Below are 24,560 nucleotides of genomic sequence, written 5' to 3' on the forward strand. Positions count from 1 at the left end.
AAGTGCGAGCGCCGCATGACGGACCTCAGCCCCGTCAGACCGCGAGTGCCCCGGTCACCCTGATATCGCCGACATGGATGCCGTTCCAGTTGTGCATGGCGTGATTGGCATGGGCCATCAGCGAGGCCTTGATCTCGGGGGTATCGTCGAAGAAGCGGGCAAGCGTCGCCGCCACCATCGCATCGGCCGCGCGCGACGCTCCCTCCTCGCATTTCAACGCGATCGCTATCCCCTTTTCCGGCAATGCGGCGCAGAACACGCCCTCGGCGCCGATCTTGGCGAAGATGCGGCCCGGCGCGATCTGCATCAACTGCGTGCAGGAGCGGCGGCTGCCGGCAACGAAGAAGGGCTCGGCCATGCAGGCATCGATCAACCGTTTGGAGGCGCGGGCGCGGCCGGGCGCAAGGCCGGTTCCCGTCGCCATCTTGGCAAAGCCGTGCGCCAGCGCCTTCAAGGGCACCGCATACGTCGGAATCGAGCAGCCGTCGGTGCCGCAGTTGTCGTGCGCCAGCGCCGCCCCCGTCAGGCTTTCCATGGTGCCGCGGATTTCCGCCTGGATCGGGTGGTCGTAGCCAACATAGCCCTTGGGGTCGGTGCCGGAGTGGCAGGCGGCACAGATGAAACCGGCATGCTTGCCGGAGCAATTGTTGTGCAGCGCGGTCGGTCGCTCGATCGTGCGGGCCTGGTCGATCAGCACGCGCTGGTCGGAAGACCAATGGGCGCCGCATTCCAATGCCGAGACGTCCCTGCCCGCCGCAGCGAGCATCCGGGCGGCAAGCGCCACATGCTCGGGCTCACCGTTGTGGGAGGCGCAGGCAAGCGCCAGTTCCTTTGCGCCGAATCCGTAGGCGTCGGCCGCGCCGCTTTCGACCAGGGGAAGCGCCTGCATCGCCTTGCAGGCCGAGCGCGGGAAAACCGCCGCGTCGATGTCGCCGAGGGAAAAGACCACCTTGCCATCCCCATCGACCGCCACCACCATGCCGCGATGACGGCTCTCGACGCGATTTCCGCGGGTAACCTCGACCAGGACCGGATTTTCCATGCTGCTTGCCCTCAAGGAATTGCGATACGGTTGCTCTCTTAGCCGAAATCATGCGCCATGGCATCCCGAGGCAAGAGGTTTCCAGCCCCGTTCCTGTTTTGTGGACTCCTCGAACTGTCGTGACATTTGGCTCTTCCCGCGAAACGCAAAACATGTAGGTTTCGACCGAATCCCTCTCTCCTTGCGTAAACAATGACAGAAGCACCGCCAATCTCCGCGCCGTCGCGCCTTTCGGACCTTTTCTCCGGCGCGAATCTCTTTCCGACGCTCATGCTCGGCGGCGGCATCTCGATGCACGCGATCGAGACCTACATCACCGCCACGCTGATGCCCTCGATCGTGCGCGACATCGGCGGGCTATCGCTGTTTGCCTGGGCGACGACGCTCTACGTGGCTGCCTCCGTCATCGGCTCGATCTTCGTCGCCGTGCGGCCGGCCGACGTCTCGCTGAACCGCTGCTATGTGGGCGGTGCGGCGCTGTTTGGTGCCGGCAGTTTCATCTGCGCGGTGGCGCCGGTGATCGAAATCGTGCTCGTCGGCCGCGCCGTCCAGGGCCTTGGTGCCGGGCTGCTGGTTACGCTCGGCTATTCCTTCATTCGTTTCGTCTATCCCGAAGCGCTCTGGCGCAAGGCATCGACGCTCTACGCGGCGATCTGGGGCATTGCGACGTTCCTCGGTCCGAGCATCGGCGGCATCTTTGCCAATGGCAGCGCCTGGCGCGAGGCCTTTGCCATACTCGTTCCGATCGCGCTGGCAATGGCGCTTCTGGCCCCTCGCCGGCTGCCGCGCGGAGAGGACCGACACCAGGTCGCCCCGGCCCCTTACGCGCAGATCGCGCTGCTGCTCGCCTCCGTCCTGTTCGTTTCCTTCGCCGGATCGGTCGAGGCCGTGCCGCTGCGCGCCGCCCTTGTCGGTCTCGCGACTGTCGCGATCTTCGCGATGGTGGCGATCGAACGGCGCGCGCGGGCGCGCCTCCTACCGGCCGGCGCCGTGCGGCTCTCGTCAATGCTTGCCCGCATCTACCTGATCATGCTGCTGATGCTCGTGGCGCTCGCCTCCGACATCTACATCCCCTATTTCCTGCAGGGCTTGCACGGCGTGACGCCGCTGATGTCCGGCTATCTGGTCGCGGTGCTTGCGCTCGGCTGGACCGCAGCGGCCTTCCTGACGGCGGGCCTTTCGGGAAGGCGGGCCGTCGTCTCCATCGCAGTCGGCACGCTGGTCGAGGCGGTTTCGACCGGCGCACTGCTCGTCCTTTTGGCGCGCGCCAATCCGGACTCGAGCGTCGCAACGCTCGCGCCGGCAACGATCGCGATCTTCGGCATGGGCTTCGGCGTCGGCATGGGCTGGGCGCATCTGGTGACGCTGGTGCTCAAGCGCGCGCCCGAGGACGAAAAGGACAAGGCGTCCGCGGCGATCACCACCATGCAATCGCTTGGCAGCGCTTTCGGCGCCGCGCTTGCGGGGGTGGTGGCAAACAGCACCGGACTTCTCGATCCGGGCGGCGTTGCCGGCAACATTTCAGCGGCGAGTTGGCTCTACGGCCTGTTCGCGCTTCCCGGCCTCGTCGCGTTCGTCCTGGCGGTGTCGTTGCTGCGGCAGCGCTGACGCGCGCCGTCTCAGTCGAAGGTGATCACCACCTTGCCGATGTGGTCGCCCTTCTCCAGCGCGCGATGAGCGGCTGCAACCTCGGTGAAGGGCAGGACCGACTGGATCACCGGCGCCACGCGGCCGGAATCCAGGTGCGGCCAGACCTTCTCCAGGAGCTCGTCACGGATCGCCTTCTTCTCCGCCACCGTGCGCGGCCGCATCGCCGAGCCCATGACCCTCAAGCGTTTTGTCAGGATCGGCCCAAGACTGACCTTCTCGGCGACGGCGCCGCCCAGGAAGGCGATGATCGAGAGCCGCCCGTCGAGCCCGAGCGACTTCAGGTTCCGGTCGAAATAGGCGGCCCCGATCATGTCGAGGATCACGTCGACGCCGCGCTTGCCGGTCTCCTCGGCGATGACGGCGGCAAAGTCCTCCGTCCGGTAGTTGATCGCCCGATGGGCGCCAAGGCCGACGCAGGCCTCGCATTTTTCCACCGACCCGGCGGTGGCGTAGACCTTGGCGCCGACGGCGATCGCAAGCTGGATTGCGGTCGTGCCGATCCCGCTGGTGCCGCCGTGGATCAGCACCGTCTCGCCGGATTTCAACCCGGCCATCATGAAGAGATTGGCCCATACGGTGAAAAAGGTTTCCGGCAGCGCAGCCGCCTTGACGGCGTCGTAACCCTTCGGAAACCGCAGGGCCTGGCTGGCCGGCACCGCGCAGTACTGGGCATAACCGCCGCCGTTCGCGAGCGCGCAGACCTTGTCTCCCACCGAAAACTCGGTCACGCCGGGGCCACATGCAACCACTTCGCCGGCAATCTCCAGGCCGAGGATGGGGCTTGCGCCCGGCGGCGGCGGATAGTCCCCCTTGCGCTGCATGATATCGGGGCGGTTGATGCCGGCGGCGGCGACGCGGACAAGGATTTCACCGGGTCGCATGTCGGGAAGCGGTCCCTGCGCCATCATCAGGTTTTCGACACCGCCAGGCTCGCTGACGTCGACAAAGGTCATGGTTTCGGGCAGGGGCATGGCGTTTTCTCCGTGCTGTCGGCGCAAGTGCGCCTTCGTGCTATCGCGAAGATAGCGGAAAGTGCCTGCGAACGTCAGGTCTGCGAGGCCTGCGAACATTAAATTTCGGTCATCTTGCAGTCGCCACAATTCGTCACAAACCATTGAATTTACGTAATTTCATCGACTTACCAAATTACCTATCTTTAATTTGAAGCCATCATTAGACAGTCCTAATTTTCACACGGAAGCCGAGAAGCGCCGGCGGCCCCTCGGTCGCGACACGACGCATTCGGACGGCTTCGGAAAGAGCCCCTTGCAGGGCCTAAACAGGACAAGTCTCATGCGTGTTCTTCTTTCCAACCTTGCAATCGTTGCCCTCCTGGCCACGCCTGCCGCAGCTCTTGCAGCCCAGACCGCGACCGGAACAGTGAAATCTTTTAGCGCCCATGACATGAGCCTGACGCTCTCCGACGGCACCACCTACATGCTGCCGAAGGGCTTCAAGGATCCCGGCCTGAAGGCCGGGGAGAAAGTCTCCGTATCGTGGGACATGGTCGGGAAAAAGCATGAAGCCCACGCCGTAAAGATTCTGCAGTAACTGCAGAGTCTTGAGCGATCTGCCCCGACACTACAACGGATCGCTCAGGATAGGCCGGGCTTGCGGCTGTGTGTGTGCGCAAGCTGTCAGGCTGAAAGAGGGCGGATCCGGCGGGTCCGCCCTTCCCTTGGCCTAAAGCGCGTCGCGATCTTTCAGATTCGCTTGCCGTGCTTTAGGTCCTTCTTCTTTCGCATGTCTTGGCCCCGAGACCGGTCCCACATTCGGGAGATATGCTTTAGGCGTGTTGGACGCGTTCGCTGCAGAACACGATGCCCCGCGCGCTCCCTTTCGCCGCTCCCTTCAGCGCCGCGATCCGGGCGCTGATCTGCTGCGGGTCGGAAACCAATTCCCCCTTCGGCACAGCAAGGACCACGGCCGAGCAGCGCATCAGGGGATAGTCACGCGGGGCGCCGTCACGATCCCGGCCGCGGATGCCGCCCGCCAAAAGATCCTCGGCAGAGTAGAGGTGGCGGGCTTCACGGCCGAAATCCTGCAGCAGGCGCTCCAGCAGGGCTTCGACGTCCGCAGCATCACGTCCCGAAACGCCCGCGAAGAAATCGTCGCCACCCAGATGACCGATGAAGATATCATCACCGATGAAATGGCGGCGCATCAACGAGGTGAAAAGCAGGATCGCGCGGTCGCCCATCTGGAAACCGTAGTGATCGTTGAACGGCTTGAAGTTGTCGAAATCGAAGTAGCAGACGTACCGGACCTGATCGGTGTCGAGCCCCTGCTCCTGCAGGTACTCGTGGATGGAACGGTTGCCCGGCAGACCGGTCAGGGGGTTCTGGTCTTCGGCGGTCTTGAGTTGCTTCTCGCCGATGATCCGCAGAAGCGAAGAGGCGCTGAGGATGCCGGCGTAGCGCATGTTCTCGGTCAGGATCACGCACTCGCTGCCACCCATGTGGGCGAATTTGGCGAGCAGTTGCTCGGCCGGCGTATCGAGATCGGCCACCGGCGCCATCGTGGTGAAGTGCGCCAGGCTGCGCTGGTAGAGCTTGTTCTTCAAGAGGTCGCGGCCGAACGGATGATAGCTCAGTTCCCTGACATGATACTCGTAGAGGATCCCGCGCGGCTCGTCGTTGGCGTTGAGAACGGGAAAGAAGGTGCGCTTGGGGTCCTTGCGGAACAGTTCGAACACCGACTCCAGGCTGGCATTCTCCCGCACAGCCGGCAGTTGCTCGATCTGTCGGCGGATCAGGATGCTGTCGAGCGAGCGCTCGTTGCGGCGGGCCGTGCCTGCCCTCACCGCCGCCGCATAGACCGGCTGGAGGGCGGTCATGTCCGTCTGCGGGCGGCAGATGTGCCAACCCTGCGCCAGATCGCAGCCGGCGTCCCGGCAGGCGATGAACTCGGCCTCCGTCTCCACGCCTTCGGCGATCACCCGGATGCCGAGCACATGGGCGGCGTTGACCATGTTCTTCACGAGGTGGCGCTTTCGCGCGTCCGTGTCGATGCCGGAGACGAAGTGCCGATCGATCTTGAGGTAGTCGACCGCATGGTCGCACAGGGCCTTCATGCCGCTGTGGCCGGTCCCAAAGTCGTCGATCGCCAGCTTGAAACCCTCCTGCCGCAACCGGCCGAGGAAGGCGCCGAATTCCGGCACATCGCCATTGTCGAAGCGTTCCGAAATCTCGAAGCAAATCGAGGAGGCGGGAATGCCGGCGCGCTGGAGGTGGCTCGACAGGCGCTCGATCACGTCGACCGCCTCGACGACGAGGCGGGAATCGAGATTGATGAACAGTGTCCGGCTGGCAAAATCCGGCAGCGCCGCAAAGGCTGCGAGCGCACGGCTGTTGATCATGTGCTCCAGCGCCAGGAGTTCGCCGGCTTCGTGTGCGCGGTCCAGAAGGTCGAGCGGCGACCTGAAACCGAGCTTCTCATGGCCGCGCATCAGCGTTTCGTAGCCGAACACCGCACCTGACGCCGCTTCGACGATCGGCTGGAACGCAGTTTCGATGACAAGCTTGGAAAGCGTGACGATCTGGTCATCACCAAAGCGGTGACGGGCAAGCATTTCGGCAGCGGACATCGGGGACTCCGGGGTCTTGAACGTACCGGACTCTTTTCCCGCGAAATCTCAACAATCCGTTTCGCCAAGATGACAGTTTAATGAAACTTCAATGATGGCAAGGACTTGCATCAAACTGTCATCAAATGCGCAGCGTCAGCATGACGGCGCCCACCGCGATCATCAGAACCGCCAGCCAGTGCATCGGCGACAGCCGTTCCCCGAGAAACAGAGCCGCGAACGCGACGACCAGCACCACGCTCAGCTTGTCGACCGGCGCCACCTGCGAGGCGTCGCCAAGCTTCAGGGCGTGGAAGTAGCAGACCCAGGACGCCCCGGTCGCAAGCCCCGACAGGACGAGGAACAGCCAGCTCCTGCCCGACACTGACGCCGGCTCCTGCCAGCTTCCGTTGATCGCAAGGATGAACGCAAGTGCGGCAAGGATGACGACGGTGCGGACGAATGTGGCGAAATCGGAATTGACGCCCTCGATGCCGATCTTGGCGAAGATGGCGGTCAGGGCGGCAAACACCGCCGAGCCGACCGCCCAGAACTGCCAGGATGCGAGGATCGGCTTCACGGCAGGCTGACCCAGGCAACACGCGCCAGGAACAGGCCGGCCCCGATGGCGGACAGTGACAGGATGACGCTTGCAAGCACATAGGCGAGCGCAAGCCCCAGGTTCCCCCGCTCCCACAGAAGCGCGGTATCGAGCGCGAACGCGGAGAAGGTCGTAAAGCCGCCGAGAACGCCGGTCGTGAGCAGCAGGCGCACCTCCTGCGGCAGGTGCCCGCGAAAAGCAAAAAAGCCGGCCAGCAGCCCCATCGTCAAACAGCCTGTGACATTGACGGTCAGCGTTCCGAGCGGAAAGCCGTTGCTGGAAATTCGGGCGGCCAGGACGTTGATGCCGTGCCGACCGGCGCCGCCGATCCCCGCGCCGAGAAAAACAATAAGATAATTCATAACGCTACCCTTCCACGATGTGTGGCGGTAACGGAAACCACCCGGGTGCGGCTGCCATTGCACGCGCCTGCCGGGCGACCTTCCGGTCCGCCTTGGCAGGAGCTATCAGCCGATGCGGCGGTTATCGGGGAGCTCCATCCCCATCCCACGCGCACTTCGTAACGCGAATGGCGCGGCGCTGTCAAACGGACACGTCGCCGCGCGAAAGGCTAAGCCTTGCGCAACGCCAGACCGAAAAAGATGAGCGCCCACCCCTGCATCGCCAGATCGAAGGCGAGGAACAGGCCGAGCAGCCACAGGCTGTTGACCGGCCAGCCGATGAGAAAAACGATACCGGCCAGCGCGGTGACGATGCCGCCGGCCAGCAGCCAGCCCCAGCCGGCACCCTCGTCGCGTGAGTGAAACGCCACCCAGATGCGGAAGAGACCGGAGACGAGCAGGGCGCAGGCCATGAACAGCGTCAGCACCTTCGAGGTCAGGATCGGGTTGGTGAAGGCCAGCACGCCGGCGGCAAGATAGAGCAGCGCGCTCAGCACCCAGTAGATCGTGTCCTTCCACGCCTTCACCTGGAAGGCATGGGCCAGATAGACGCAGCCGCCGATGATCATCAGCATGCCGACATAGTAGACCGTGACCACCGTCGCCCACAGCAGATTGCCGGCGGCTAGCAGGCCAAAGGCAAGCAGGGCAACGCCGAGAGCGACGAACCAGCCCCATTTGCCGCGAACTTCGGAGAGACGAGGTATTCCCGAACTAACAGCCATGACTAACCCCCAGTCAGTGGAACGAGAAATACCGATGGTACCACGAAATCTTCAGTTGTCATGATCGCCGGGCACTCGCCCATGCGCCGCCATATTTTTGTTGATTGGTCAGTCAATTAAAAATAGATTGCCCCCCAGAGGAGGAATGCATGCCGAAGGTTGGAATGGAGCCAGTGCGCCGCAAGGCGCTTGTGGACGCGACGCTCAAGGCGGTCGGCGATCACGGTTCGCTGGCCGTCACCATGTCGGAGATCGCGCGGCATGCGGGCGTATCGCCGGCGCTGGCGCATCACTATTTCGGCTCCAAGGAGCAGCTTCTGATCGCCACAATCCGGAGTCTTCTCCAGCAGTTACGCGCTGACGTGGTCAAAGCGATTCAATCCGTTCAGACACCGCGTGAGAGACTTTCGGCAATCATCCGCGTCAGCTTCCAGGCCGACCAGTTCGCGCCGGAAACGATCGCCGCATGGCTCGCCTTTTACGCCGATGCGCAACGCTCGGAGGAAACGCGACGGCTGCTCGTGCTTTATGCGCGCCGCCTGCGCTCGAACCTCGTCGCCAATCTGAAACGGCTCTGCCCGGCCGATGACGCAGTTCGCATCGCCGACGGCGCCGCCGCGATGATCGACGGTCTCTATATCCGGCAAAGTCTGAGGTCCGTGCCGATCAGCATCGATTCCTCGATCGCGCTGACGGAGGACTATCTGAATGCGCAGCTTCGGCCAGTCGGAGTCGATTCTGCAGATCTATTCGCCCCTCATCCGCCTGCCGGCACCTTCTCCCCGCAAGCGGGGCGAAGGACGCAAGCCGCACCGGGCCCAGTCCCCTCTCCCCGCTTGCGGGGAGAGGGCTAGGGTGAGGGGCAACGTCATGCCCGCAATCCTCGCTCTCGCCCCAAGGAACCGCATCCCGTGACCGCCAGTAAGCCCAACATCCTGATCATTATGGTCGACCAGTTGAACGGAAAGCTCTTTCCGGACGGCCCGGCGGACTGGCTGCATGCGCCGCACATGAAGGCGCTGGCCAAGCGTTCGGCGCGGTTCCGCAACAACTACACCTCCTCGCCGCTCTGCGCGCCGGCCCGCGCCTCGTTCATGGCCGGGCAGCTGCCGAGCCGCACGCGCGTCTACGACAACGCAGCCGAGTACGTCTCCTCGATCCCCACCTTCGCCCATCACCTGCGCCGCGCCGGCTATTACACGGCGCTGTCCGGGAAAATGCATTTCGTCGGCCCGGACCAATTGCACGGTTTCGAGGAGCGGCTGACGACGGACATCTACCCGGCCGACTTCGGCTGGACGCCGGACTACCGCAAGCCCGGCGAGCGCATCGACTGGTGGTACCACAACATGGGCTCGGTGACGGGCGCCGGCGTTGCCGAGATCACAAACCAGATGGAATATGACGACGAAGTCGCCTTCCTCGCCAACCAGAAGCTCTACCAGCTTTCGCGCGACAACGACGATGCCGGCCGGCGCCCCTGGTGCCTCACCGTCTCCTTCACGCATCCGCACGATCCCTATGTGGCGCGCAAGAAGTTCTGGGATCTCTACGAGAACTGCGAGCACCTGATGCCGGAAGTCGGCATGCTGGAGGAGCAAGACCCGCATTCCGCGCGCATTCTGCACTCCTGCGACTATGCCAGCTTCAACATCACCGACGAGAACGTCCGCCGCTCGCGCCAGGCCTATTTCGCCAACATCTCCTATCTCGACGAGAAGGTCGGCGAGTTGGTCGATACGCTCACCCGGACAAGAATGCTGGACGACACGATCGTCCTGTTCTGCTCCGACCACGGCGACATGCTCGGCGAGCGCGGTCTGTGGTTCAAGATGAACTTCTTCGAGGGTTCGGCCCGGGTGCCGCTGATGATCGCCGGCCCCGGCGTAACGGCCGGGCTGCACACGGCACCGACCTCCAACCTCGACGTGACGCCGACGCTCTGCGATCTCGCCGGCATTTCGATGGGCGAGGTCATGCCTTGGACGGACGGCGAAAGCCTGGTGCCGGTGATCAACGGCGCCGAACGCACCACGCCGGTCCTGATGGAATACGCGGCGGAAGCCTCCTACGCGCCGCTGGTCGGCATCCGCGAAGGCAAGTGGAAATACATCCACTGTGAGCTCGATCCGGAACAGCTCTACGACCTTGAGGCCGACCCGCTTGAACTCACCAATCTGGCGACCTCCTCCGACCCGGTCGTCAAGGCGACGCTGGAGGCGTTCCGGCAGATGCGCGAGGCACGCTGGGACATGGAAGCCTTCGACGCCGCCGTGCGCGAGAGCCAGACGCGCCGCTGGGTGGTCTACGAGGCACTGCGCAACGGCGCCTACTACCCCTGGGACCACCAGCCGCTGCAAAAGGCCTCGGAGCGCTACATGCGCAACCACATGAACCTCGACAATCTCGAGGAATCCAAACGCTACCCGCGAGGAGAATAAGATGAGAGCCCAACCGAAAGCCTCGCACTTCATCGACGGCGAATATGTCGAGGATACTGCCGGCACGCCGTTCGAGAGCCTCTATCCCGCCACCGGCGAGGTGATCGCGCGTCTTCACGCCGCGACGCCCGCGATCGTCGAGAAGGCGATCGCAGCCGCCAAGCGCGCGCAGCCGGAATGGGCGGCGATGAGCCCGACGGCGCGCGGCCGCATCCTCAAGCGTGCCGCCGAGATCATGCGCGAACGCAATCGCGAGCTTTCCGAGTTGGAGACGCTCGACACCGGCAAGCCGATCCAGGAGACGATCGTCGCCGACCCGACCTCGGGCGCCGACAGTTTCGAGTTCTTCGGCGGCATCGCGGCGGCCGGGCTGAACGGAGACTATATCCCGCTCGGCCAGGACTTCGCCTTCACCAAGCGCGTGCCGCTCGGCGTCTGCGTCGGCATCGGCGCCTGGAACTATCCGCAGCAGATCGCCTGCTGGAAGGGGGCGCCAGCGCTGATCTGCGGCAATGCCATGGTGTTCAAGCCGTCGGAAAATACGCCGCTCGGCGCGCTGAAAATCGCCGAGATCCTGATCGAGGCCGGCCTGCCGAAGGGGCTCTACAACGTCATCCAGGGCGACCGCACCACCGGGCCGCTGCTCGTCAACCATCCTGACGTCGCCAAGGTTTCGCTGACCGGCTCGGTGCCGACGGGCAGGAAGGTGGCCGGCGCGGCAGCCTCTGCGCTGAAGCACGTCACCATGGAACTCGGCGGTAAGTCGCCGCTGATCGTCTTCGACGATGCCGATCTCGAAAGCGCTATCGGCGGTGCGATGCTCGGCAACTTCTACTCGACCGGCCAGGTCTGCTCGAACGGCACCCGCGTCTTCGTGCAGAAGGGCATCAAGGAAAAATTCCTGTCGCGGCTGAAGGAGCGCACCGAAAAGATCGTCATCGGCGAGCCGCTGGACGAGGCGACGCAACTCGGGCCGATGGTCTCGAAGGCGCAGCGCGACAAGGTGCTCGACTATATCGGCAAGGGCAAGGCGGAGGGCGCGACGCTTCTCACCGGCGGCGGCATCCCGAACCATGTTCCCGGCGAGGGCTACTACATCCAGCCGACCGTCTTTGCCGACGTCACCGACGGGATGACGATCGCCCGCGAGGAGATTTTCGGGCCTGTCATGTGCGTGCTCGACTTCGAGCACGAGGACGAGGTGATCGCGCGCGGCAACGCCACCGAACTCGGCCTCTCCGGCGGCGTCTTCACCCGCGACATCACTCGGGCGCATCGTGTGGTCGACCAGTTGGAGGCCGGCACGCTGTGGATCAACACCTACAACCTCGCCCCGGTCGAGGTCCCCTTCGGCGGCTCCAAGCAATCCGGCTTCGGCCGCGAAAATTCGCTGGCGGCGCTCGAGCACTACTCGGAGCTGAAGAGCGTCTATGTGGCAATGGGGCCGGTCGAGGCGCCGTATTGAGGGCTTGCCCCTCACCCTAACCCTCTCCCCGCTTGCGGGGAGAGGGGACGTGGCACACGAAGCGTCGAAAAGATCATGACGGCCCGGCATATCCAGTGGCGGCAGCCGGATGAGGGGCAGACCGGCAGGCAAAACAACAGGGAAAGACAGGGGCAATGCAGCAGGCAGACTTCATCATCGTCGGATCGGGCTCGGCAGGCTCGGCGCTGGCCTATCGTCTTTCCGAGGACGGCAAGAACACCGTGATGGTGCTGGAATATGGCGGCTCCGACATCGGCCCGTTCATCCAGATGCCGGCAGCACTTGCCTGGCCGATGAGCATGAAGCGCTACAACTGGGGCTATCTCTCCGAGCCGGAGCCGAACCTCAACAACCGGCGCATCACCGCCCCGCGCGGAAAGGTGATCGGCGGGTCGTCGTCGATCAACGGGCTCGTCTACGTGCGCGGCCACGCGGAGGACTTCAATCGCTGGGAGGAACTGGGCGCACGCGGATGGGCCTATGCGGACGTGCTGCCCTATTTCAAGCGGATGGAGCACAGTCATGGCGGCGAGGACGGCTGGCGCGGCACGAGTGGGCCGCTGCACGTCAAGCGCGGGCCGGTGAAGAACCCGCTGTTCCACGCCTTCATCGAGGCGGGCAAGCAGGCCGGCTTCGAACTGACCGAGGACTATAACGGTTCCAAGCAGGAAGGTTTCGGCCTGATGGAGCAGACCGTCTGGCAGGGACGGCGCTGGTCGGCGGCGAACGCTTACCTGCGGCCGGCGATGAAGCGGCCGAACGTCGAGCTGGTGCGCTGCTTTGCCCGCAAGATCGTGATCGAGAACGGCCGGTCCGTCGGCGTCGAGATCGAGCGCAACGGCAAGATCGAGGTGGTGCGGGCCAACCGCGAGGTGATCGTCTCGGCCTCCACGTTCAACTCGCCGAAACTGCTGATGCTCTCCGGCATCGGACCGGCGCAGCATTTGCAGGACATGGGCATCGAGGTGAAGGCCGACCGCCCCGGTGTCGGCGCCAACCTGCAGGACCACATGGAGTTCTATTTCCAGCAGGTCTCGACCAAGCCGGTGTCGCTGTATTCCTGGCTGCCCTGGTTCTGGCAGGGCGTGGCGGGCGCGCAATGGCTGTTCTTCAAGCAGGGGCTCGGCATCTCCAACCAGTTCGAGGCCTGCGCCTTCCTGCGCTCCGCGCCGGGTGTCAAACAGCCGGACATCCAGTATCACTTCCTGCCCGTGGCGATCTCCTACGACGGCAAGGCGGCGGCCAACACGCACGGCTTCCAGGCCCATGTCGGCTACAACCTGTCGAAATCGCGCGGCAGCGTGACGCTGCGCTCGGCCGATGTGATGGCCGATCCGGTCATCCGCTTCAACTACATGAGCCACCCGGAGGACTGGGAGAAGTTCCGCCATTGCGTGCGGCTGACCCGCGAGATCTTTGGCCAGAAGGCCTTCGACCACTATCGCGGGCCGGAAATCCAGCCGGGCGACAAGGTGCAGACGGACGAGGAGATCGACGCCTTCCTGCGCGAGCACCTGGAAAGCGCCTATCACCCGTGCGGCACCTGCAGGATGGGCGACAGGAACGATGCGATGGCCGTCGTCGATCCTGAAACCCGTGTCATTGGTGTCGATGGGCTGCGGGTGGCGGATTCGTCGATCTTCCCGCACGTCACCTACGGCAACCTCAACGGCCCTTCCATCATGACCGGCGAGAAGGCAGCCGATCATATCCTCGGGCGTCAGCCCCTGCCCCGCTCCAACCAGGAACCGTGGATCAATCCGCGCTGGGAGACGAGCGACCGCTGAGACGCCTCCGGCCCGCCCGCTCGGTCGCTGGGCGGAACCATTCGCACTTGGCAGGGTTTCCCGGACCGGAGGGAGACACAGGACCAAGGGCGATGATGACAAGCGGGAGAGCAACTTCGACCGGCCCGGGCACTATTTCCGCGTCTCGCGGTTCGATATCCGCAAGGAGAACGAAATCGCCGTCGTGCTGGTACCAGGTGATCGGGAGCCGGTGGCGATCGTCGAAGACCCGACACTGACGCTCGGACGCGCGCTGCGGCCCGTACCGCAGGCTTTGGCGATCGCCCGGCAGGCGGCGAGACACGACCTCAACCGCCGGCAAATTGTGGTCGTTGACGACCTGGGGCTGTGGAAACGGGAGTGGGGCGTGCTCGTCCCGCATCCCGACCGAAACTGAGGCTCGGGCGTGCCGGCGGGATCAGCCGGTCGCCACGAAGCCGATCCACCTGCCGGCGAGCAGGGCCGCCGGCCAGATCAGCAGCGACAGCAAGGCCTGGAAGCGCAGGAGCGACGGCACCGGCGCGTCGCTCATCGCAATTTTCCACCGGCGGCTCGAATGAATGACCAGCGCGTTGACGACGCCGCAGAAGAGCAGCGACAGCTTGGTGAGGAAGGCGGGATTGGCCGCGTATTCCGCGGGACGGACGGAGAACAGGCAAATCCCCGTCAGCACTGCGAAGCCGATCCCGACGGCCGCGCTGCGTGACAGGTAAGGCGCAAGCGCTGACAGCGGAAAGCGACGGAAGAGACCGAGCAATCGGAGGTCCAGCGGCACGATCGCGCCAACGACCAGCCCGATCGCCAGGATATGGGCGGCGTTGACGAACAGGTATAGCGTGCCGGAGCCCTTCAGCGCCGCGGCGAGAGGCGACGTCGAAAGCCACTGCATCGCCTCCATTCAGTTCACCGTGATCCGATCCGGATAAATGTCGAAGACCTTGCCCTCGACCGTGACGCGCACTGCCTTCATCCGCTTCTCATCGCGATCGAGCGAGCGGTTGCCGAGAACGACCACCTGGTCCCCAGGCTTGGCGGAGCCTTCGACGAAGCCTGAACGCTGGGTCTGGCGCGGATTGCCCAGTTCGACCTTCCACAGCCCATCGTTCGCCGTCTCGACGTCGAGGGTGGGATGCGGCGGAGCGATCACCACGGCGCGAACGGTGCCGGTGAGTTCGGTCTGCTCTTCTTCGGCCCAAGTCCAGCCGTGATGCGCGGGAGCCACGGTGGCGGAAAGGGCCGTGATGGCAATGGTGGCAGCTATGCCGGGGAACCAACGCATGGCGCACTCCTTTCGGTCCACGGTTATTTGGCGAAAGGTAGAGTGGCCCGGCTCAAAAGCGAGTCGGGATCATCGGCCCTGAGAAACGAATGCCTTCGCCGCTCGGGACGGGGGCGCCGGCGACACCGCTAACCGGTATCGGCACCATCCGAAAGCGCGGAGGCGCCCCCTTGCCGGCTCAGTAGAACAGCTTCCAGCGCGTCGGGCGAAACGACAGGATCGAGCCGTTGGTGGCGGCCGCTTCGAGCGGGATCTCGATCTCCACGTGGCAGGGGTCCTCGGCGGATCCGAGTTCGACCTCGGCGATGCGGGTGCCGGCAAGACGGCGGCTCGACGTGACCGGCCCGGTGAAGCAGGGTCCCTCCTCCACCAGCGAAACATCCTGCGGGCGGAAGAACAGGCGTCCCTCGCCGTCGCGCTGGGCGGCAAGCCCGGTCGAAGCCCCATGGAAATGCACGGTTCCGTCGATCACCGTCACCGGCAGGTTGGCACTCTCGCCGATGAAGGAGAAGACGAAGGGCGAATTTGGCCGGTCGTAGACGTCGTCCGAGGAACCGACCTGCTCGATCTTGCCCTGGCTCATGACGACGACCCGGTCGGCGAGTTCCAGCGCCTCCTCCTGGTCGTGCGTGACGAACACGGTCGTATGGCCAGTGCGGTCGTGGAAATCACGCAGCCACCGGCGCAGTTCCTTTCGCACCTTGGCGTCGAGGGCGCCGAAGGGCTCGTCGAGCAGCAGCACCTTCGGCTCGATCGCCATGGCACGGGCGAGCGCGACGCGCTGGCGCTGGCCGCCCGAGAGCTGGTTGGGGTAGCGCTTTTCCAAGCCGCTGAGTTGCACCATGTCGAGCAGTTCGAGCGCGCGGCGGCGGATCTCGGCCCTTGGCGGGCGCTCATGGCGCGGACGGACCGTCAGGCCGAAGGCGACGTTTTCCGCCACCGTCATGTGGCGAAACAGCGCGTAGTGCTGGAAGACGAAGCCGACGTTGCGCTCCTGCACGGATCTGTAGGAGGCGTCCTCGTTGCCGAAGAAGATGCGTCCCAAGGTGGGCTGCTCGAGGCCGGCGATCAGGCGCAACAGCGTCGTCTTGCCGGAGCCCGACGGGCCGAGAAGAGCGATCAGCTCGCCGGATTCGATCTTCAGCGACACATCGTGCAGCGCCGGGTAGAGATCGAACTCCTTGCGGATCTTTTCTACGCGAATTTCCATGTGCGGATCTGCTCTTTTTAGTGTTTCTGCGTGCCCGAAAGCTCGGAGCCGTACTGGGTTTCAAGGATCGATCGAAGCGCGAGCGTCAACAGCGCCAGCAGTGCCAGCAGCGAGGCGACGGCGAAGGCGCCGACGATGTTGTAGTCATTGTAGAGGATCTCGACATGCAGCGGCATGGTGTTGGTCAGGCCGCGGATGTGTCCGGAAACGACCGAGACGGCGCCGAACTCGCCCATCGCACGGGCATTGCAGAGCAGCACGCCATAAAGCAGGCCCCACCGGATGTTCGGCAGCGTCACGTACCAGAAGGCCTGCCAGCCGCTGGCGCCGAGCGAGATCGCCGCCTCCTCGTCGGCCGTGCCCTGCTCCTGCATCAGCGGGATCAGTTCGCGCGCGACAAACGGGAAGGTGACGAAGATCGTGGCGAGCACGATACCCGGCACGGCAAACACGATCTGCAGGCCGTAGGATTTGAGGAACGGCCCGAGCGCCGAATTCGCACCGAACAGCAGCACGTAGACAAGACCGGAAATGACCGGCGAAACCGAGAACGGCAGATCGATCAGGGTGATCAGGAAGGCCTTGCCCTTGAAGTCGAACTTGGCGATCGCCCAGGAGGCTGCGAGGCCGAAGATCAGGTTGGCGGGCACGGCGATCGCCGCCACCAGCAGCGTCAGCCGGATGGCGGACACGGCATCGGGCTCTCCGAGGGCTGCAAGATATTCGCCCCAGCCCTTCCTGAACGCCTCGGTGAAGACGATCAGCAGCGGCGTCAGCACGAAAAGAGCGAGAAATGCGAGCACCGCAAGGATGAGCAGCCAGCGGACGGGCGCGGTCTCGCTGATGGGGTTCTTGAAGTGGTGGTCATTGCTCATAGCCGAACCTCCGCCTGCTCCACGCCTGGGTAAGATTGATGAGCAGGAGCATCAGGAAAGCGATGATCAGCATAACGCTCGCAATCGCGGTTGCCGCCCCATAGTCGAACTCTTCCAGCCGGATGACGATCAGAAGCGGCGCGATCTCCGAGACGAAGGGGATATTGCCGGCGATGAAGATCACCGAACCGTACTCACCGATGCCGCGGGCCAGCGCCAGCGCGAAGCCGGTGAGGATCGCCGGCGTCAAACCGGGAAGAATGACGCGGAAGATGGTCTGGAAACGGTTGGCGCCGAGCGAGGCGGCCGCCTCCTCCACCTCCTGGCTGATCTCCTGCATGACCGGCTGGACGGTGCGCACCACGAACGGCAACCCGATCGCGATCAGCGCCACGATAATGCCGAGCGGCGTGTAGGCGACCTTGATGCCGAGCGGCGCAAGCAGGCTGCCGATCAACCCGTTCGGCGCATAGATCGAAGTGAGCGCGATGCCGGCAACCGCGGTCGGAATGGCGAACGGCAGGTCAACGATCGCATCGACGATGCGGCGGCCGGGGAAGTTGTAGCGCACCAGCACCCAGGCGGTGACGACGCCGAAGATCACGTTGATGACGGCGGCGATCAGTGCCGTGGAAAAGGAGACCTTCAGTGCCCCGAGCGTACGCGGATCCATGACGAGGCGGAAGAAATCGGACCAGCCTAGGGAAGCGGACCGCCAGGCGAGGCCCGCGAGCGGGATGAGAATGATGAGTGTCAGGTAGGCCAAAGTAAAGCCCAGCGTCAGTCCGAAGCCCGGAATGACGCTAGGGGTTTTCCAGTGCCACCGCGCAGCGCTGGGGGTGGATGTCATTCGATCTCAGTTCCCCGGCTTGTAGACCTGGTCGAAGATACCGCCGTCACCGAAGAATTCCGGCTGCGCCTTCTTCCATCCACCAAAGGCCTCGATCGTCACGAGTTCGAGCTTCGGGAACTTCTCCAAGAGCTTGGCATCGACACCGGCGGGATCCGACGGGCGATAGAAGTTCTTGGCCGCGAGATTCTGGCCTTCCTTACTATAAAGATACTCAAGGTAGGCATTTGCAAGCTTTTCCGTGCCCTTGGCTTCGGCGTTGCCCTTCACCAGCGCAACGGGCGGCTCGGCATAGATCGACAGCGACGGCGCGACGACGTCGAACTGATCGGGGCCGAGTTCCTCAAGCGCCAGCCAGGCTTCATTCTCCCAGGCGAGCAGGACGTCGCCGATGCCACGCTCGACGAAGGTGGTGGTGGAGCCGCGCGCGCCCGTATCCAGAACCGGCACGTGCTTGAAGAGCGTGGTGACATATTCGGTGACCTTGGCCTTGTCGCCGCCGAATTCCTTTTCGGCCCAGGCCCAGGCGGCCAGGAAGTTCCAGCGCGCGCCGCCCGAAGTCTTCGGGTTCGGCGTAATCACCTGGATGTCATCCTTGATCAGGTCGCCCCAGTCCTTGATGGCCTTCGGGTTTCCCTTGCGCACGAGGAAGACGATCGTCGACGAATAGGGCGTCGACTTGTTCGGCAGCAACTCGCGCCAGTTTGCCGGGATCTTCTTCGTCCGCTCGGCGATCGCGTCGATGTCGGCCTCGAGCGCCAGTGTCACGACGTCGGCCTCGAGACCGTCGATCACCGCGCGGGCCTGCTTGCCGGAGCCGCCATGCGACTGCTGGATCGTGACGTCTTCGCCGGTCTCTGCCTTCCAATGGGCCGCGAAGGCGGTGTTGTATTGTTTGTAGAACTCGCGGGTCGGATCATAGGAGACGTTCAACAGCGTGCTCTGCGCCCAGGCGACCGAAAAGCTGCCAACCGCGAGGCCGACGCCGAGCAATGCCACACTCAAACTCTTGGAATAAATAGACATTTTCTACTCCCTCACATTTGGTGCAACAAAGTCTATTAAGTTAGTAGAGTTAGTCAACAATGAAACTGGGTTCCGCAAAAGTGGTTCCCTGCAACGTTCCGGGCGGCAAAACGGTTCCCCATAATCCCGGCTTCGGCGCGATAGATCTGCTGGGAAATCCCCGCAGCAGGAAATGCGACAGGCACCTCAAGATCGGCCGCAGAGGCTGCCGACCACCATCAAAGATGCATCCGCGCCGCAAGATACATGCTGAACGTGAAAACCCTTGAGCGACTGCGTGCCAGAGAGACTTTAGGGCAATACGGACAAATGCAAAAGCGGATGCCTATGGCGCCAAGGGTTTGCATTGCTGAAACGGAAAGGGGCGGCCAATGCCGCCCCCTCTCCTGATCTACAGAAACTTTGATTTCGACCGCTCAGAGCAGGAAGTCGCTCGCGTCGAGATCCTTCAGCTTGAAATCGTCAAGGACGATGATGTCCGTGCTGCTGAGCTTGATGTGGACGTCCGTTCCCACCTGTACGGCCTTTTTCAGAACCGCACTGACCGACGAAAAATTATAGAACCGAAGGTCGATGTCATCGATGTTGTTCTGGAAATCCGTGATCGTGTCCTTGCCGTAACCCTTGGCAAAAACGAAGACATCGGCCCCGCCGCCGCCGGTCAGCGTGTCGTTGCCCTTGCCGCCGTTGATCTTGTTGGCATCGCTGTTGCCGGTCAGCTTGTCGGCGTAGCTCGAACCGGTCAGGTTCTCGATGGAGACATAGGTGTCGCCTTTCGCATCGTTGGTGTTGAGCGATGCCTTGGCGAGGTTGGCGACAACGCCCTTCGTCGCGCCGGCATAGGACGCCGTGTCGGTGCCCGCGCCGCCATTGAGCTTGTCTGCACCCGCACCGCCGATCAGCGTGTCGTTGCCGGCACCGCCATCGAGTGCGTCGTTACCGCTACCACCGTTGATCCTGTTGGCGCCGCTGTTGCCAGTCAGCTTGTCGGCATAGCTCGAACCGGTCAGGTTCTCGATGGAGACATAGGTGTCGCCTTTCGCATCGTTGGTGTTGATCGATGCCTTGGCGAGACTGGCGACAACGCCCTTCGTCGCACCGGCGTAGGATGCCGTGTCGGTTCCCGCACCACCATCGAGCTTGTCCGCGCCCGCACCACCAATCAGCGTGTCGTTGCCGCCGCCGCCGGTCAGCGTGTCGTTGCCCTTGCCGCCGTTGATCGTGTTGGCACCGCTATTTCCGGTCAGGTTGTCGGCATAGCTCGAGCCGGTCAGGTTCTCGATCGCAGCATAGGTGTCGCCCTTCGCATCGTTCGTGTTATCGGATGCCTTGGCAAGGTTGGCGACAACGCCCTTCGTCGCACCGGCGTAGGATGCCGTGTCGGTTCCTGCACCACCATCGAGCTTGTCCGCGCCCTCACCGCCGATCAGCGTGTCGTTGCCGGCGCCGCCAAAGAGCTTGTCGTTGCCCGTGCCGCCCTTGACGGTGTCGTTGCCGCCTTCACCGTAAAGCGTGTCATCGCCGGCGCCGCCGTTCAGGACGTCATTCTTGTCGAAGCTCTTGAAGACGTCCTTGCCGGTGCTGCCGACGAAGTTGATGCTGTTCTTCTTCAGAAGGGCAAGCAGGCCCGTGGTGTCCGCCGCCGACAGGGTGGATCGCAGCGCGTTGGCGTCCGCGGAGGTTTCAAGGCCAAGTCCGCTGATCTTCAGATCAGTCATCTGCTTGAAGGTGCTGCTTGCGGCATCGTGCGTCGTGTTTGTGCCGAAACGCAGCGCGCTGAGCGATCCTACTACCTGGTGGGTGTTCATGTCGTATGCCCAGTCGGTCTTGCCCGCATCGAGAACGAGCCCCGTCGCATTGGTGTCGAGGCTGGCATACTGCTTGCCGGACATGCCGTTTGCTCCGGAAAACTGGCCGCGACCAGCCGCGACGAAGCTGGAATCGAACTTGCTGAGATAAGTGAGAACATCGACACCGACGCCATTCTTGTCGGTGTCGTAGGCCGTAATCGTGATCGCCATGAGTTTATCCCCTGAAGGCAAAATTGAACAACAAGGGTCTCGCTAATTTAAGGTGACTATTATTGTCAAGTTTAAACATGACTCCTGTAGTCATCTTTTTTTGGCGAAGATCGAGGGGCGGCCCAATTCGATCTCTCGCCTGACCCGCCGGAGTTTCGCATATGTCCTGGCGACCGCGGTCTCAGGAAATGTTCTATAATTTTTATGGTCTTCCGGTATTTCCAGCTCTGTCAGCCGTATTCTGCGATCAGCCGCTTTTGAGGCGATATTTGCTCTCGCGAAACGACATTAGAAATCCGTATTCCTGTCCATTCGCCGGGGCGGCTGCGATATTCCGCGAACAACAGCAGGATTTCGTACCGATGGCATCGCATCTTGAAACTACCGCAAGGGTCCTCAATGAGCAGCTCAGCGGTCTCGACCTCGGCGGCCGTCTTGCGCTGGTTGCCGGTGCGAGCGGGCGGGCGGTGTTCACCACCAGCCTCGGCATCGAGGACCAGGTGATCACCGCGGCGATCGGCCTGAACCGGCTGCCGATCGAGGTCGCAACGCTCGACACCGGCCGCCTGTTCCAGGAAACCTCCGACCTGATCGGCGAAACGGAAGACCGCTTCGGCATCGAGATCGTCCGCTTTCATCCGGCAAAGGACGAGGTCGACGCCTATGCCACGACCTACGGGGTGAACGGCTTCTACGACAGCATCGAAGCCCGGCACGCCTGCTGCGGCGTGCGCAAGCTGAGGCCGCTGGCGCGCGCGCTCGAAGGGGCGTCGTTCTGGATCACCGGCCTGCGGCGCGGCCAGTCGGGCAACCGCGCGGAGACGCCGTTTGCCGAGTACGACGCAGAGCGCAACCTCATCAAGATCAATCCGCTCGCCGACTGGGACATCGGGACGCTTCAGGCCTATGTGGCCGACAATTCCGTGCCGGTGAACCCGCTGCATGCGCGCGGCTATCCCTCGATCGGCTGCGAGCCGTGCACCCGGGCGATCAAGCCCGGTGAGCCGGAGCGGGCCGGCCGCTGGTGGTGGGAAAACGACGAGAAGCGCGAATGCGGCCTCCACGTTCCCGACACCGCCATCCCCTCGCTGAATTCAAGTTCCCTTTGAGGCCGACCGGCCGATCAGATTTCTGGAGACGACTGGAAAATGTCCGATATCCGTAGCATGGCGGAGGCCAAGGGCGCACAGGCCACCAAACCGCCGCTCGACCCGCATCTCAAGGCGCTCGAGAACGAGGCGATCCACATCTTCCGCGAGGTCGCCGCCGAATTCGAACGGCCGGTGATGCTCTATTCGATCGGCAAGGACTCTTCGGTCCTGCTGCATCTCGCCCGCAAGGCCTTCCATCCCGGCCGCGTCCCCTTCCCGCTGCTGCACGTCAACACCGGCTGGAAGTTCGCCGAGATGATCGCGTTCCGCGACGAAATCGTGAAGCGCTACGACCTCGACCTGATCGAGCACGTCAATCCGCGCGGGGCGGAAGAAAACGTCACGCCGTTCACCCACGGCTCGGCCCGCTACACCGACATCATGAAGACCGAGGCGCTGCGCCAGGCGCTCGACGCCGGAAAATACGACGCAGCCTTCGGCGGCGCGCGCCGCGACGAGGAGGCCTCGCGCGCCAAGGAGCGCATCTACTCGTTCCGCACGCCCGACCACCGCTGGGACCCGCGCAACCAGCGCCCGGAGCTGTGGAACGTCTACAACGGCATGATCAACCGCGGCGAAAGCGTGCGCGCCTTCCCGCTGTCGAACTGGACCGAGGTCGACATCTGGCGCTACATCCAGGCCGAGGACATTCCGATCGTGCCGCTCTACTTTGCCAAGAAGCGCCCGTATGTCGAGCGCGACGGCATGATGGTGCTGGCCGAGGACCCGCGGCTGGAACTGTTGCCGGACGAGACGAAGCAGGAAGGCGTCATCCGCTTCCGCACGCTCGGCTGCTTCCCGCTGACTGGCGCGATCCGCTCCACCGCCACGACGCTCGACGACATCATTTCCGAGCTGGAAACCGCAACCGTCTCCGAACGGCAGGGCCGCGCCATCGATCGCGACCAGTCCGGCTCGATGGAAAAGAAGAAGCGCGAAGGGTATTTCTGAGATGACCGCATCGGCAACCGCAACCATCGCCGCATTTCCGGCCGTCGAAACCGAACGCGTCGCCCGCGACTCGCGCCCCTTGCGGCTGATCACCTGCGGCAGCGTCGACGACGGCAAGTCGACGCTGATCGGCCGCCTGCTCTGGGACACCAAGGCGGTCAAGGAAGACCAGGCCGCCACCCTGCAGCGCGATTCCTCCTCCGGCAGACAGAACGACCTCGGCCTGCCCGACTTCGCGCTCTTGCTCGACGGCCTGCAGGCCGAGCGCGAGCAGGGCATCACCATCGACGTCGCCTACCGCTACTTCTCGACCGACCGGCGCTCGTTCATTGTCGCCGACACGCCCGGCCACGAGCAGTACACGCGCAACATGGCAACTGGCGCCTCGACCGCCGACCTCGCCGTGCTTCTGGTCGACGCCCGCGTCGGCCTGCTCGAGCAGACCCGCCGGCACGCGACGATCGCAACGCTGATGGGCATTCGCCAATTCGTGCTGGCGGTCAACAAGATCGACCTGACCGGCTACGACCGCGCCCGCTTCGAGGCGATCAGCCACGAATTCAAGGAGCTCGCCCTGTCGCTCGGCGTCAAGCAGGTCACCGCGATCCCGGTCTCGGCGCTGAAGGGCGAGAATGTCGTCTATGAGGGCCGCGCCGCCATGCCCTGGTACGACGGTCCGACGCTGGTCGAGACGCTGGAGAAGGCCACCGTCCGCTCCAACCAGACGGTCGGCTTCCGCCTGCCCGTCCAGCGTGTCTCCCGTCCCGGTGAAAGCTTCCGAGGCTATCAGGGCACGGTTGCCGGTGGTGCGGTGAAGCCCGGCGACAGCGTCGTCGTGCTGCCGTCGGGCATGATCGCCAACGTCAAGCAGATCGTCACCTTCGACCTCGTGCGCAACGCCGCCGTCGCCGGCGACGCCATTACCCTCGTTCTCGACCGCCAGGTCGACGTCGCCCGCGGCGACATGATCGTCTCGATCGACAGCCAGCCGATGACCGGCCGCAGGTTCGACGCCCAGCTTGTCGCCCTGCAGCCCGAAGGTATCGAGCCGGGCAAGCGCTACTGGCTGAAGAGCGGCAGCCGCCGCCAGCGCGTCACCGTCACCCCGGCGAGCCAGCTCGACCTGAAGAGCGGCAAGTGGAACGCCGCCGAGGCGCTGTCGATGAATGCGATCGGCAAGGTGGCGCTGACCTTCGACGAGCAGGCGATCTTCGACACCTACGAGCAGAACCGCACCACCGGCGCCTTCATCCTGATCGACCCGGACACGCACAACACGGTGGCGGGCGGCATGGTCAGCGGTCGGCACGCCGAGCTCGGCGGCATCCACACCGGCGACGAGCGGGTGATCCTGTCGCTGCCGGCCGATCTCGCCGAAAAGCTGATGGCAACGGAGATCTTCGCCAGCCGCCGCCACGACGCCGAGGTGCGCCACACCAGCGCCGGCCGCGCCCACGAGCTGCTCGCCGATCTGGATCGGTAGAGGCTATTCTTCCGGC

Annotated in this window: 23 protein-coding genes and 1 riboswitch; of the genes, 10 read left to right on the top strand and 13 right to left on the bottom strand. The window is 63.8% G+C overall.

What is annotated here, in order from left to right; all coding sequences use genetic code 11:
* Positions 1-34: 34 nt before the first annotated feature.
* Positions 35-1,042 (bottom strand): asparaginase, encoded by a 1,008-nt coding sequence (locus AC1DDS_RS02210; RefSeq protein WP_310414634.1) that lies wholly within the window; start codon positions 1,040-1,042, stop codon positions 35-37.
* Positions 1,043-1,234: 192 nt separating this feature from the next.
* Between AC1DDS_RS02210 and AC1DDS_RS02215 the strand changes: the two genes are divergently transcribed.
* Entirely contained in the window at positions 1,235-2,650 is a 1,416-nt protein-coding gene (locus AC1DDS_RS02215; RefSeq protein WP_477477392.1) for an MFS transporter, read from the top strand.
* 11 nt (positions 2,651-2,661) lie between these two features.
* Here the strand turns inward: AC1DDS_RS02215 and AC1DDS_RS02220 are convergent, their stop codons facing one another.
* Positions 2,662-3,663 carry an NAD(P)H-quinone oxidoreductase gene (locus tag AC1DDS_RS02220; protein WP_477477393.1) on the bottom strand — a complete coding sequence of 334 codons (1,002 nt, stop codon included), beginning with the start codon at positions 3,661-3,663 and terminating at the stop codon, positions 2,662-2,664.
* A gap of 322 nt (positions 3,664-3,985) precedes the next feature.
* Between AC1DDS_RS02220 and AC1DDS_RS02225 the strand changes: the two genes are divergently transcribed.
* A complete protein-coding gene (locus AC1DDS_RS02225; protein ID WP_477477394.1) occupies positions 3,986-4,243 on the top strand; it encodes a DUF1344 domain-containing protein in 258 nt (85 codons plus the stop codon).
* Between the two features lie 235 nt (positions 4,244-4,478).
* On the opposite strand, the gene AC1DDS_RS02230 is transcribed toward AC1DDS_RS02225, so the two are convergent.
* The 4 genes from AC1DDS_RS02230 to AC1DDS_RS02245 all read right to left on the bottom strand — a co-directional run bounded on the left by AC1DDS_RS02230 (position 4,479) and on the right by AC1DDS_RS02245 (position 7,984).
* Positions 4,479-6,278, bottom strand: a complete 1,800-nt coding sequence (locus AC1DDS_RS02230) for an EAL domain-containing protein (protein WP_477477395.1) — start codon at positions 6,276-6,278, stop codon at positions 4,479-4,481.
* Positions 6,279-6,399: 121 nt separating this feature from the next.
* Positions 6,400-6,837: an EamA family transporter gene (locus AC1DDS_RS02235; protein WP_477477396.1), complete on the bottom strand. Its 438-nt coding sequence runs from the start codon at positions 6,835-6,837 to the stop codon at positions 6,400-6,402.
* A complete protein-coding gene (gene crcB, locus AC1DDS_RS02240) occupies positions 6,834-7,220 on the bottom strand; it encodes a fluoride efflux transporter CrcB (RefSeq protein WP_310414655.1) in 387 nt (128 codons plus the stop codon). Before crcB ends, AC1DDS_RS02235 begins: the two co-directional genes overlap by 4 nt.
* A gap of 89 nt (positions 7,221-7,309) precedes the next feature.
* Positions 7,310-7,371: riboswitch (Fluoride riboswitch) on the bottom strand.
* 58 nt (positions 7,372-7,429) lie between these two features.
* Positions 7,430-7,984, bottom strand: a complete 555-nt coding sequence (locus AC1DDS_RS02245) for an HdeD family acid-resistance protein (RefSeq protein WP_310414658.1) — start codon at positions 7,982-7,984, stop codon at positions 7,430-7,432.
* A gap of 149 nt (positions 7,985-8,133) precedes the next feature.
* Between AC1DDS_RS02245 and betI the strand changes: the two genes are divergently transcribed.
* The 5 genes from betI (at position 8,134) to AC1DDS_RS02270 (ending at position 14,095) form a co-directional block, all read left to right on the top strand.
* Positions 8,134-8,838 (top strand): transcriptional regulator BetI, encoded by a 705-nt coding sequence (betI, locus tag AC1DDS_RS02250; RefSeq protein ID WP_477477397.1) that lies wholly within the window; start codon positions 8,134-8,136, stop codon positions 8,836-8,838.
* Between the two features lie 57 nt (positions 8,839-8,895).
* Positions 8,896-10,425 (top strand): choline-sulfatase, encoded by a 1,530-nt coding sequence (gene betC, locus AC1DDS_RS02255; protein ID WP_477477398.1) that lies wholly within the window; start codon positions 8,896-8,898, stop codon positions 10,423-10,425.
* 1 nt (position 10,426) lies between these two features.
* Positions 10,427-11,890 (top strand): betaine-aldehyde dehydrogenase, encoded by a 1,464-nt coding sequence (gene betB / locus AC1DDS_RS02260; RefSeq protein WP_477477399.1) that lies wholly within the window; start codon positions 10,427-10,429, stop codon positions 11,888-11,890.
* A 155-nt stretch (positions 11,891-12,045) separates the two neighbouring features.
* Positions 12,046-13,698, top strand: coding sequence for a choline dehydrogenase (gene betA / locus AC1DDS_RS02265; RefSeq protein WP_477477400.1), 1,653 nt, complete (start codon positions 12,046-12,048; stop codon positions 13,696-13,698).
* Between the two features lie 184 nt (positions 13,699-13,882).
* Positions 13,883-14,095, top strand: a complete 213-nt coding sequence (locus AC1DDS_RS02270) for a hypothetical protein (protein WP_477477401.1) — start codon at positions 13,883-13,885, stop codon at positions 14,093-14,095.
* A 21-nt stretch (positions 14,096-14,116) separates the two neighbouring features.
* Here AC1DDS_RS02270 and AC1DDS_RS02275 read toward each other — a convergent pair whose 3' ends face one another.
* From AC1DDS_RS02275 to AC1DDS_RS02305, 7 genes are all read right to left on the bottom strand, one after another.
* The gene (locus tag AC1DDS_RS02275; RefSeq protein WP_477477402.1) at positions 14,117-14,596 is read right to left on the bottom strand and encodes a DUF6644 family protein; all 480 of its coding nucleotides are present in this window, start codon (positions 14,594-14,596) and stop codon (positions 14,117-14,119) included.
* Positions 14,597-14,977, bottom strand: coding sequence for a DUF6152 family protein (locus AC1DDS_RS02280; protein WP_477477403.1), 381 nt, complete (start codon positions 14,975-14,977; stop codon positions 14,597-14,599).
* A 178-nt stretch (positions 14,978-15,155) separates the two neighbouring features.
* Entirely contained in the window at positions 15,156-16,187 is a 1,032-nt protein-coding gene (locus AC1DDS_RS02285) for a sulfate/molybdate ABC transporter ATP-binding protein (RefSeq protein ID WP_477477404.1), read from the bottom strand.
* 17 nt (positions 16,188-16,204) lie between these two features.
* Positions 16,205-17,062, bottom strand: coding sequence for a sulfate ABC transporter permease subunit CysW (gene cysW, locus AC1DDS_RS02290; protein ID WP_477477405.1), 858 nt, complete (start codon positions 17,060-17,062; stop codon positions 16,205-16,207).
* Positions 17,052-17,912, bottom strand: a complete 861-nt coding sequence (gene cysT, locus AC1DDS_RS02295; RefSeq protein WP_477477406.1) for a sulfate ABC transporter permease subunit CysT — start codon at positions 17,910-17,912, stop codon at positions 17,052-17,054. Before cysT ends, cysW begins: the two co-directional genes overlap by 11 nt.
* Positions 17,913-17,918: 6 nt before the next feature.
* Positions 17,919-18,938 carry a sulfate ABC transporter substrate-binding protein gene (locus tag AC1DDS_RS02300; protein ID WP_310414684.1) on the bottom strand — a complete coding sequence of 340 codons (1,020 nt, stop codon included), beginning with the start codon at positions 18,936-18,938 and terminating at the stop codon, positions 17,919-17,921.
* A gap of 416 nt (positions 18,939-19,354) precedes the next feature.
* On the bottom strand, positions 19,355-20,959 hold the full coding sequence (locus tag AC1DDS_RS02305) for a calcium-binding protein (protein WP_477477407.1): 1,605 nt from the start codon (positions 20,957-20,959) through the stop codon (positions 19,355-19,357).
* A gap of 362 nt (positions 20,960-21,321) precedes the next feature.
* On the opposite strand from AC1DDS_RS02305, the gene AC1DDS_RS02310 reads away from it, so the two are divergent.
* From AC1DDS_RS02310 to cysN, 3 genes are read left to right on the top strand one after another with little or no spacing between them, the layout of a single operon-like run.
* Positions 21,322-22,068, top strand: a complete 747-nt coding sequence (locus AC1DDS_RS02310; protein ID WP_477477408.1) for a phosphoadenylyl-sulfate reductase — start codon at positions 21,322-21,324, stop codon at positions 22,066-22,068.
* 39 nt (positions 22,069-22,107) lie between these two features.
* Positions 22,108-23,061 (top strand): sulfate adenylyltransferase subunit CysD, encoded by a 954-nt coding sequence (gene cysD / locus AC1DDS_RS02315; protein WP_477477409.1) that lies wholly within the window; start codon positions 22,108-22,110, stop codon positions 23,059-23,061.
* A gap of 1 nt (position 23,062) precedes the next feature.
* Positions 23,063-24,544, top strand: coding sequence for a sulfate adenylyltransferase subunit CysN (gene cysN, locus AC1DDS_RS02320; protein WP_477477410.1), 1,482 nt, complete (start codon positions 23,063-23,065; stop codon positions 24,542-24,544).
* The last annotated feature ends 16 nt before the right edge of the window (positions 24,545-24,560 follow it).

This window comes from Mycoplana sp. 10N416, from assembly GCF_056394765.1.

Bases quoted from the DNA above. Each gene is read 5' to 3' on its own strand.
- AC1DDS_RS02210 (WP_310414634.1), bottom strand. From the start codon at position 1,042: ATGGAAAATCCGGTCCTGGTCGAGGTTACCCGCGGAAATCGCGTCGAG.
- AC1DDS_RS02215 (WP_477477392.1), top strand. From the start codon at position 1,235: ATGACAGAAGCACCGCCAATCTCCGCGCCGTCGCGCCTTTCGGACCTT.
- AC1DDS_RS02220 (WP_477477393.1), bottom strand. From the start codon at position 3,663: ATGCCCCTGCCCGAAACCATGACCTTTGTCGACGTCAGCGAGCCTGGC.
- AC1DDS_RS02225 (WP_477477394.1), top strand. From the start codon at position 3,986: ATGCGTGTTCTTCTTTCCAACCTTGCAATCGTTGCCCTCCTGGCCACG.
- AC1DDS_RS02230 (WP_477477395.1), bottom strand. From the start codon at position 6,278: ATGTCCGCTGCCGAAATGCTTGCCCGTCACCGCTTTGGTGATGACCAG.
- crcB (WP_310414655.1), bottom strand. From the start codon at position 7,220: ATGAATTATCTTATTGTTTTTCTCGGCGCGGGGATCGGCGGCGCCGGT.
- AC1DDS_RS02245 (WP_310414658.1), bottom strand. From the start codon at position 7,984: ATGGCTGTTAGTTCGGGAATACCTCGTCTCTCCGAAGTTCGCGGCAAA.
- betI (WP_477477397.1), top strand. From the start codon at position 8,134: ATGCCGAAGGTTGGAATGGAGCCAGTGCGCCGCAAGGCGCTTGTGGAC.
- betB (WP_477477399.1), top strand. From the start codon at position 10,427: ATGAGAGCCCAACCGAAAGCCTCGCACTTCATCGACGGCGAATATGTC.
- betA (WP_477477400.1), top strand. From the start codon at position 12,046: ATGCAGCAGGCAGACTTCATCATCGTCGGATCGGGCTCGGCAGGCTCG.
- AC1DDS_RS02275 (WP_477477402.1), bottom strand. From the start codon at position 14,596: ATGGAGGCGATGCAGTGGCTTTCGACGTCGCCTCTCGCCGCGGCGCTG.
- AC1DDS_RS02280 (WP_477477403.1), bottom strand. From the start codon at position 14,977: ATGCGTTGGTTCCCCGGCATAGCTGCCACCATTGCCATCACGGCCCTT.
- AC1DDS_RS02285 (WP_477477404.1), bottom strand. From the start codon at position 16,187: ATGGAAATTCGCGTAGAAAAGATCCGCAAGGAGTTCGATCTCTACCCG.
- cysW (WP_477477405.1), bottom strand. From the start codon at position 17,062: ATGAGCAATGACCACCACTTCAAGAACCCCATCAGCGAGACCGCGCCC.
- cysT (WP_477477406.1), bottom strand. From the start codon at position 17,912: ATGACATCCACCCCCAGCGCTGCGCGGTGGCACTGGAAAACCCCTAGC.
- AC1DDS_RS02300 (WP_310414684.1), bottom strand. From the start codon at position 18,938: ATGTCTATTTATTCCAAGAGTTTGAGTGTGGCATTGCTCGGCGTCGGC.
- AC1DDS_RS02305 (WP_477477407.1), bottom strand. From the start codon at position 20,959: ATGGCGATCACGATTACGGCCTACGACACCGACAAGAATGGCGTCGGT.
- AC1DDS_RS02310 (WP_477477408.1), top strand. From the start codon at position 21,322: ATGGCATCGCATCTTGAAACTACCGCAAGGGTCCTCAATGAGCAGCTC.
- cysD (WP_477477409.1), top strand. From the start codon at position 22,108: ATGTCCGATATCCGTAGCATGGCGGAGGCCAAGGGCGCACAGGCCACC.
- cysN (WP_477477410.1), top strand. From the start codon at position 23,063: ATGACCGCATCGGCAACCGCAACCATCGCCGCATTTCCGGCCGTCGAA.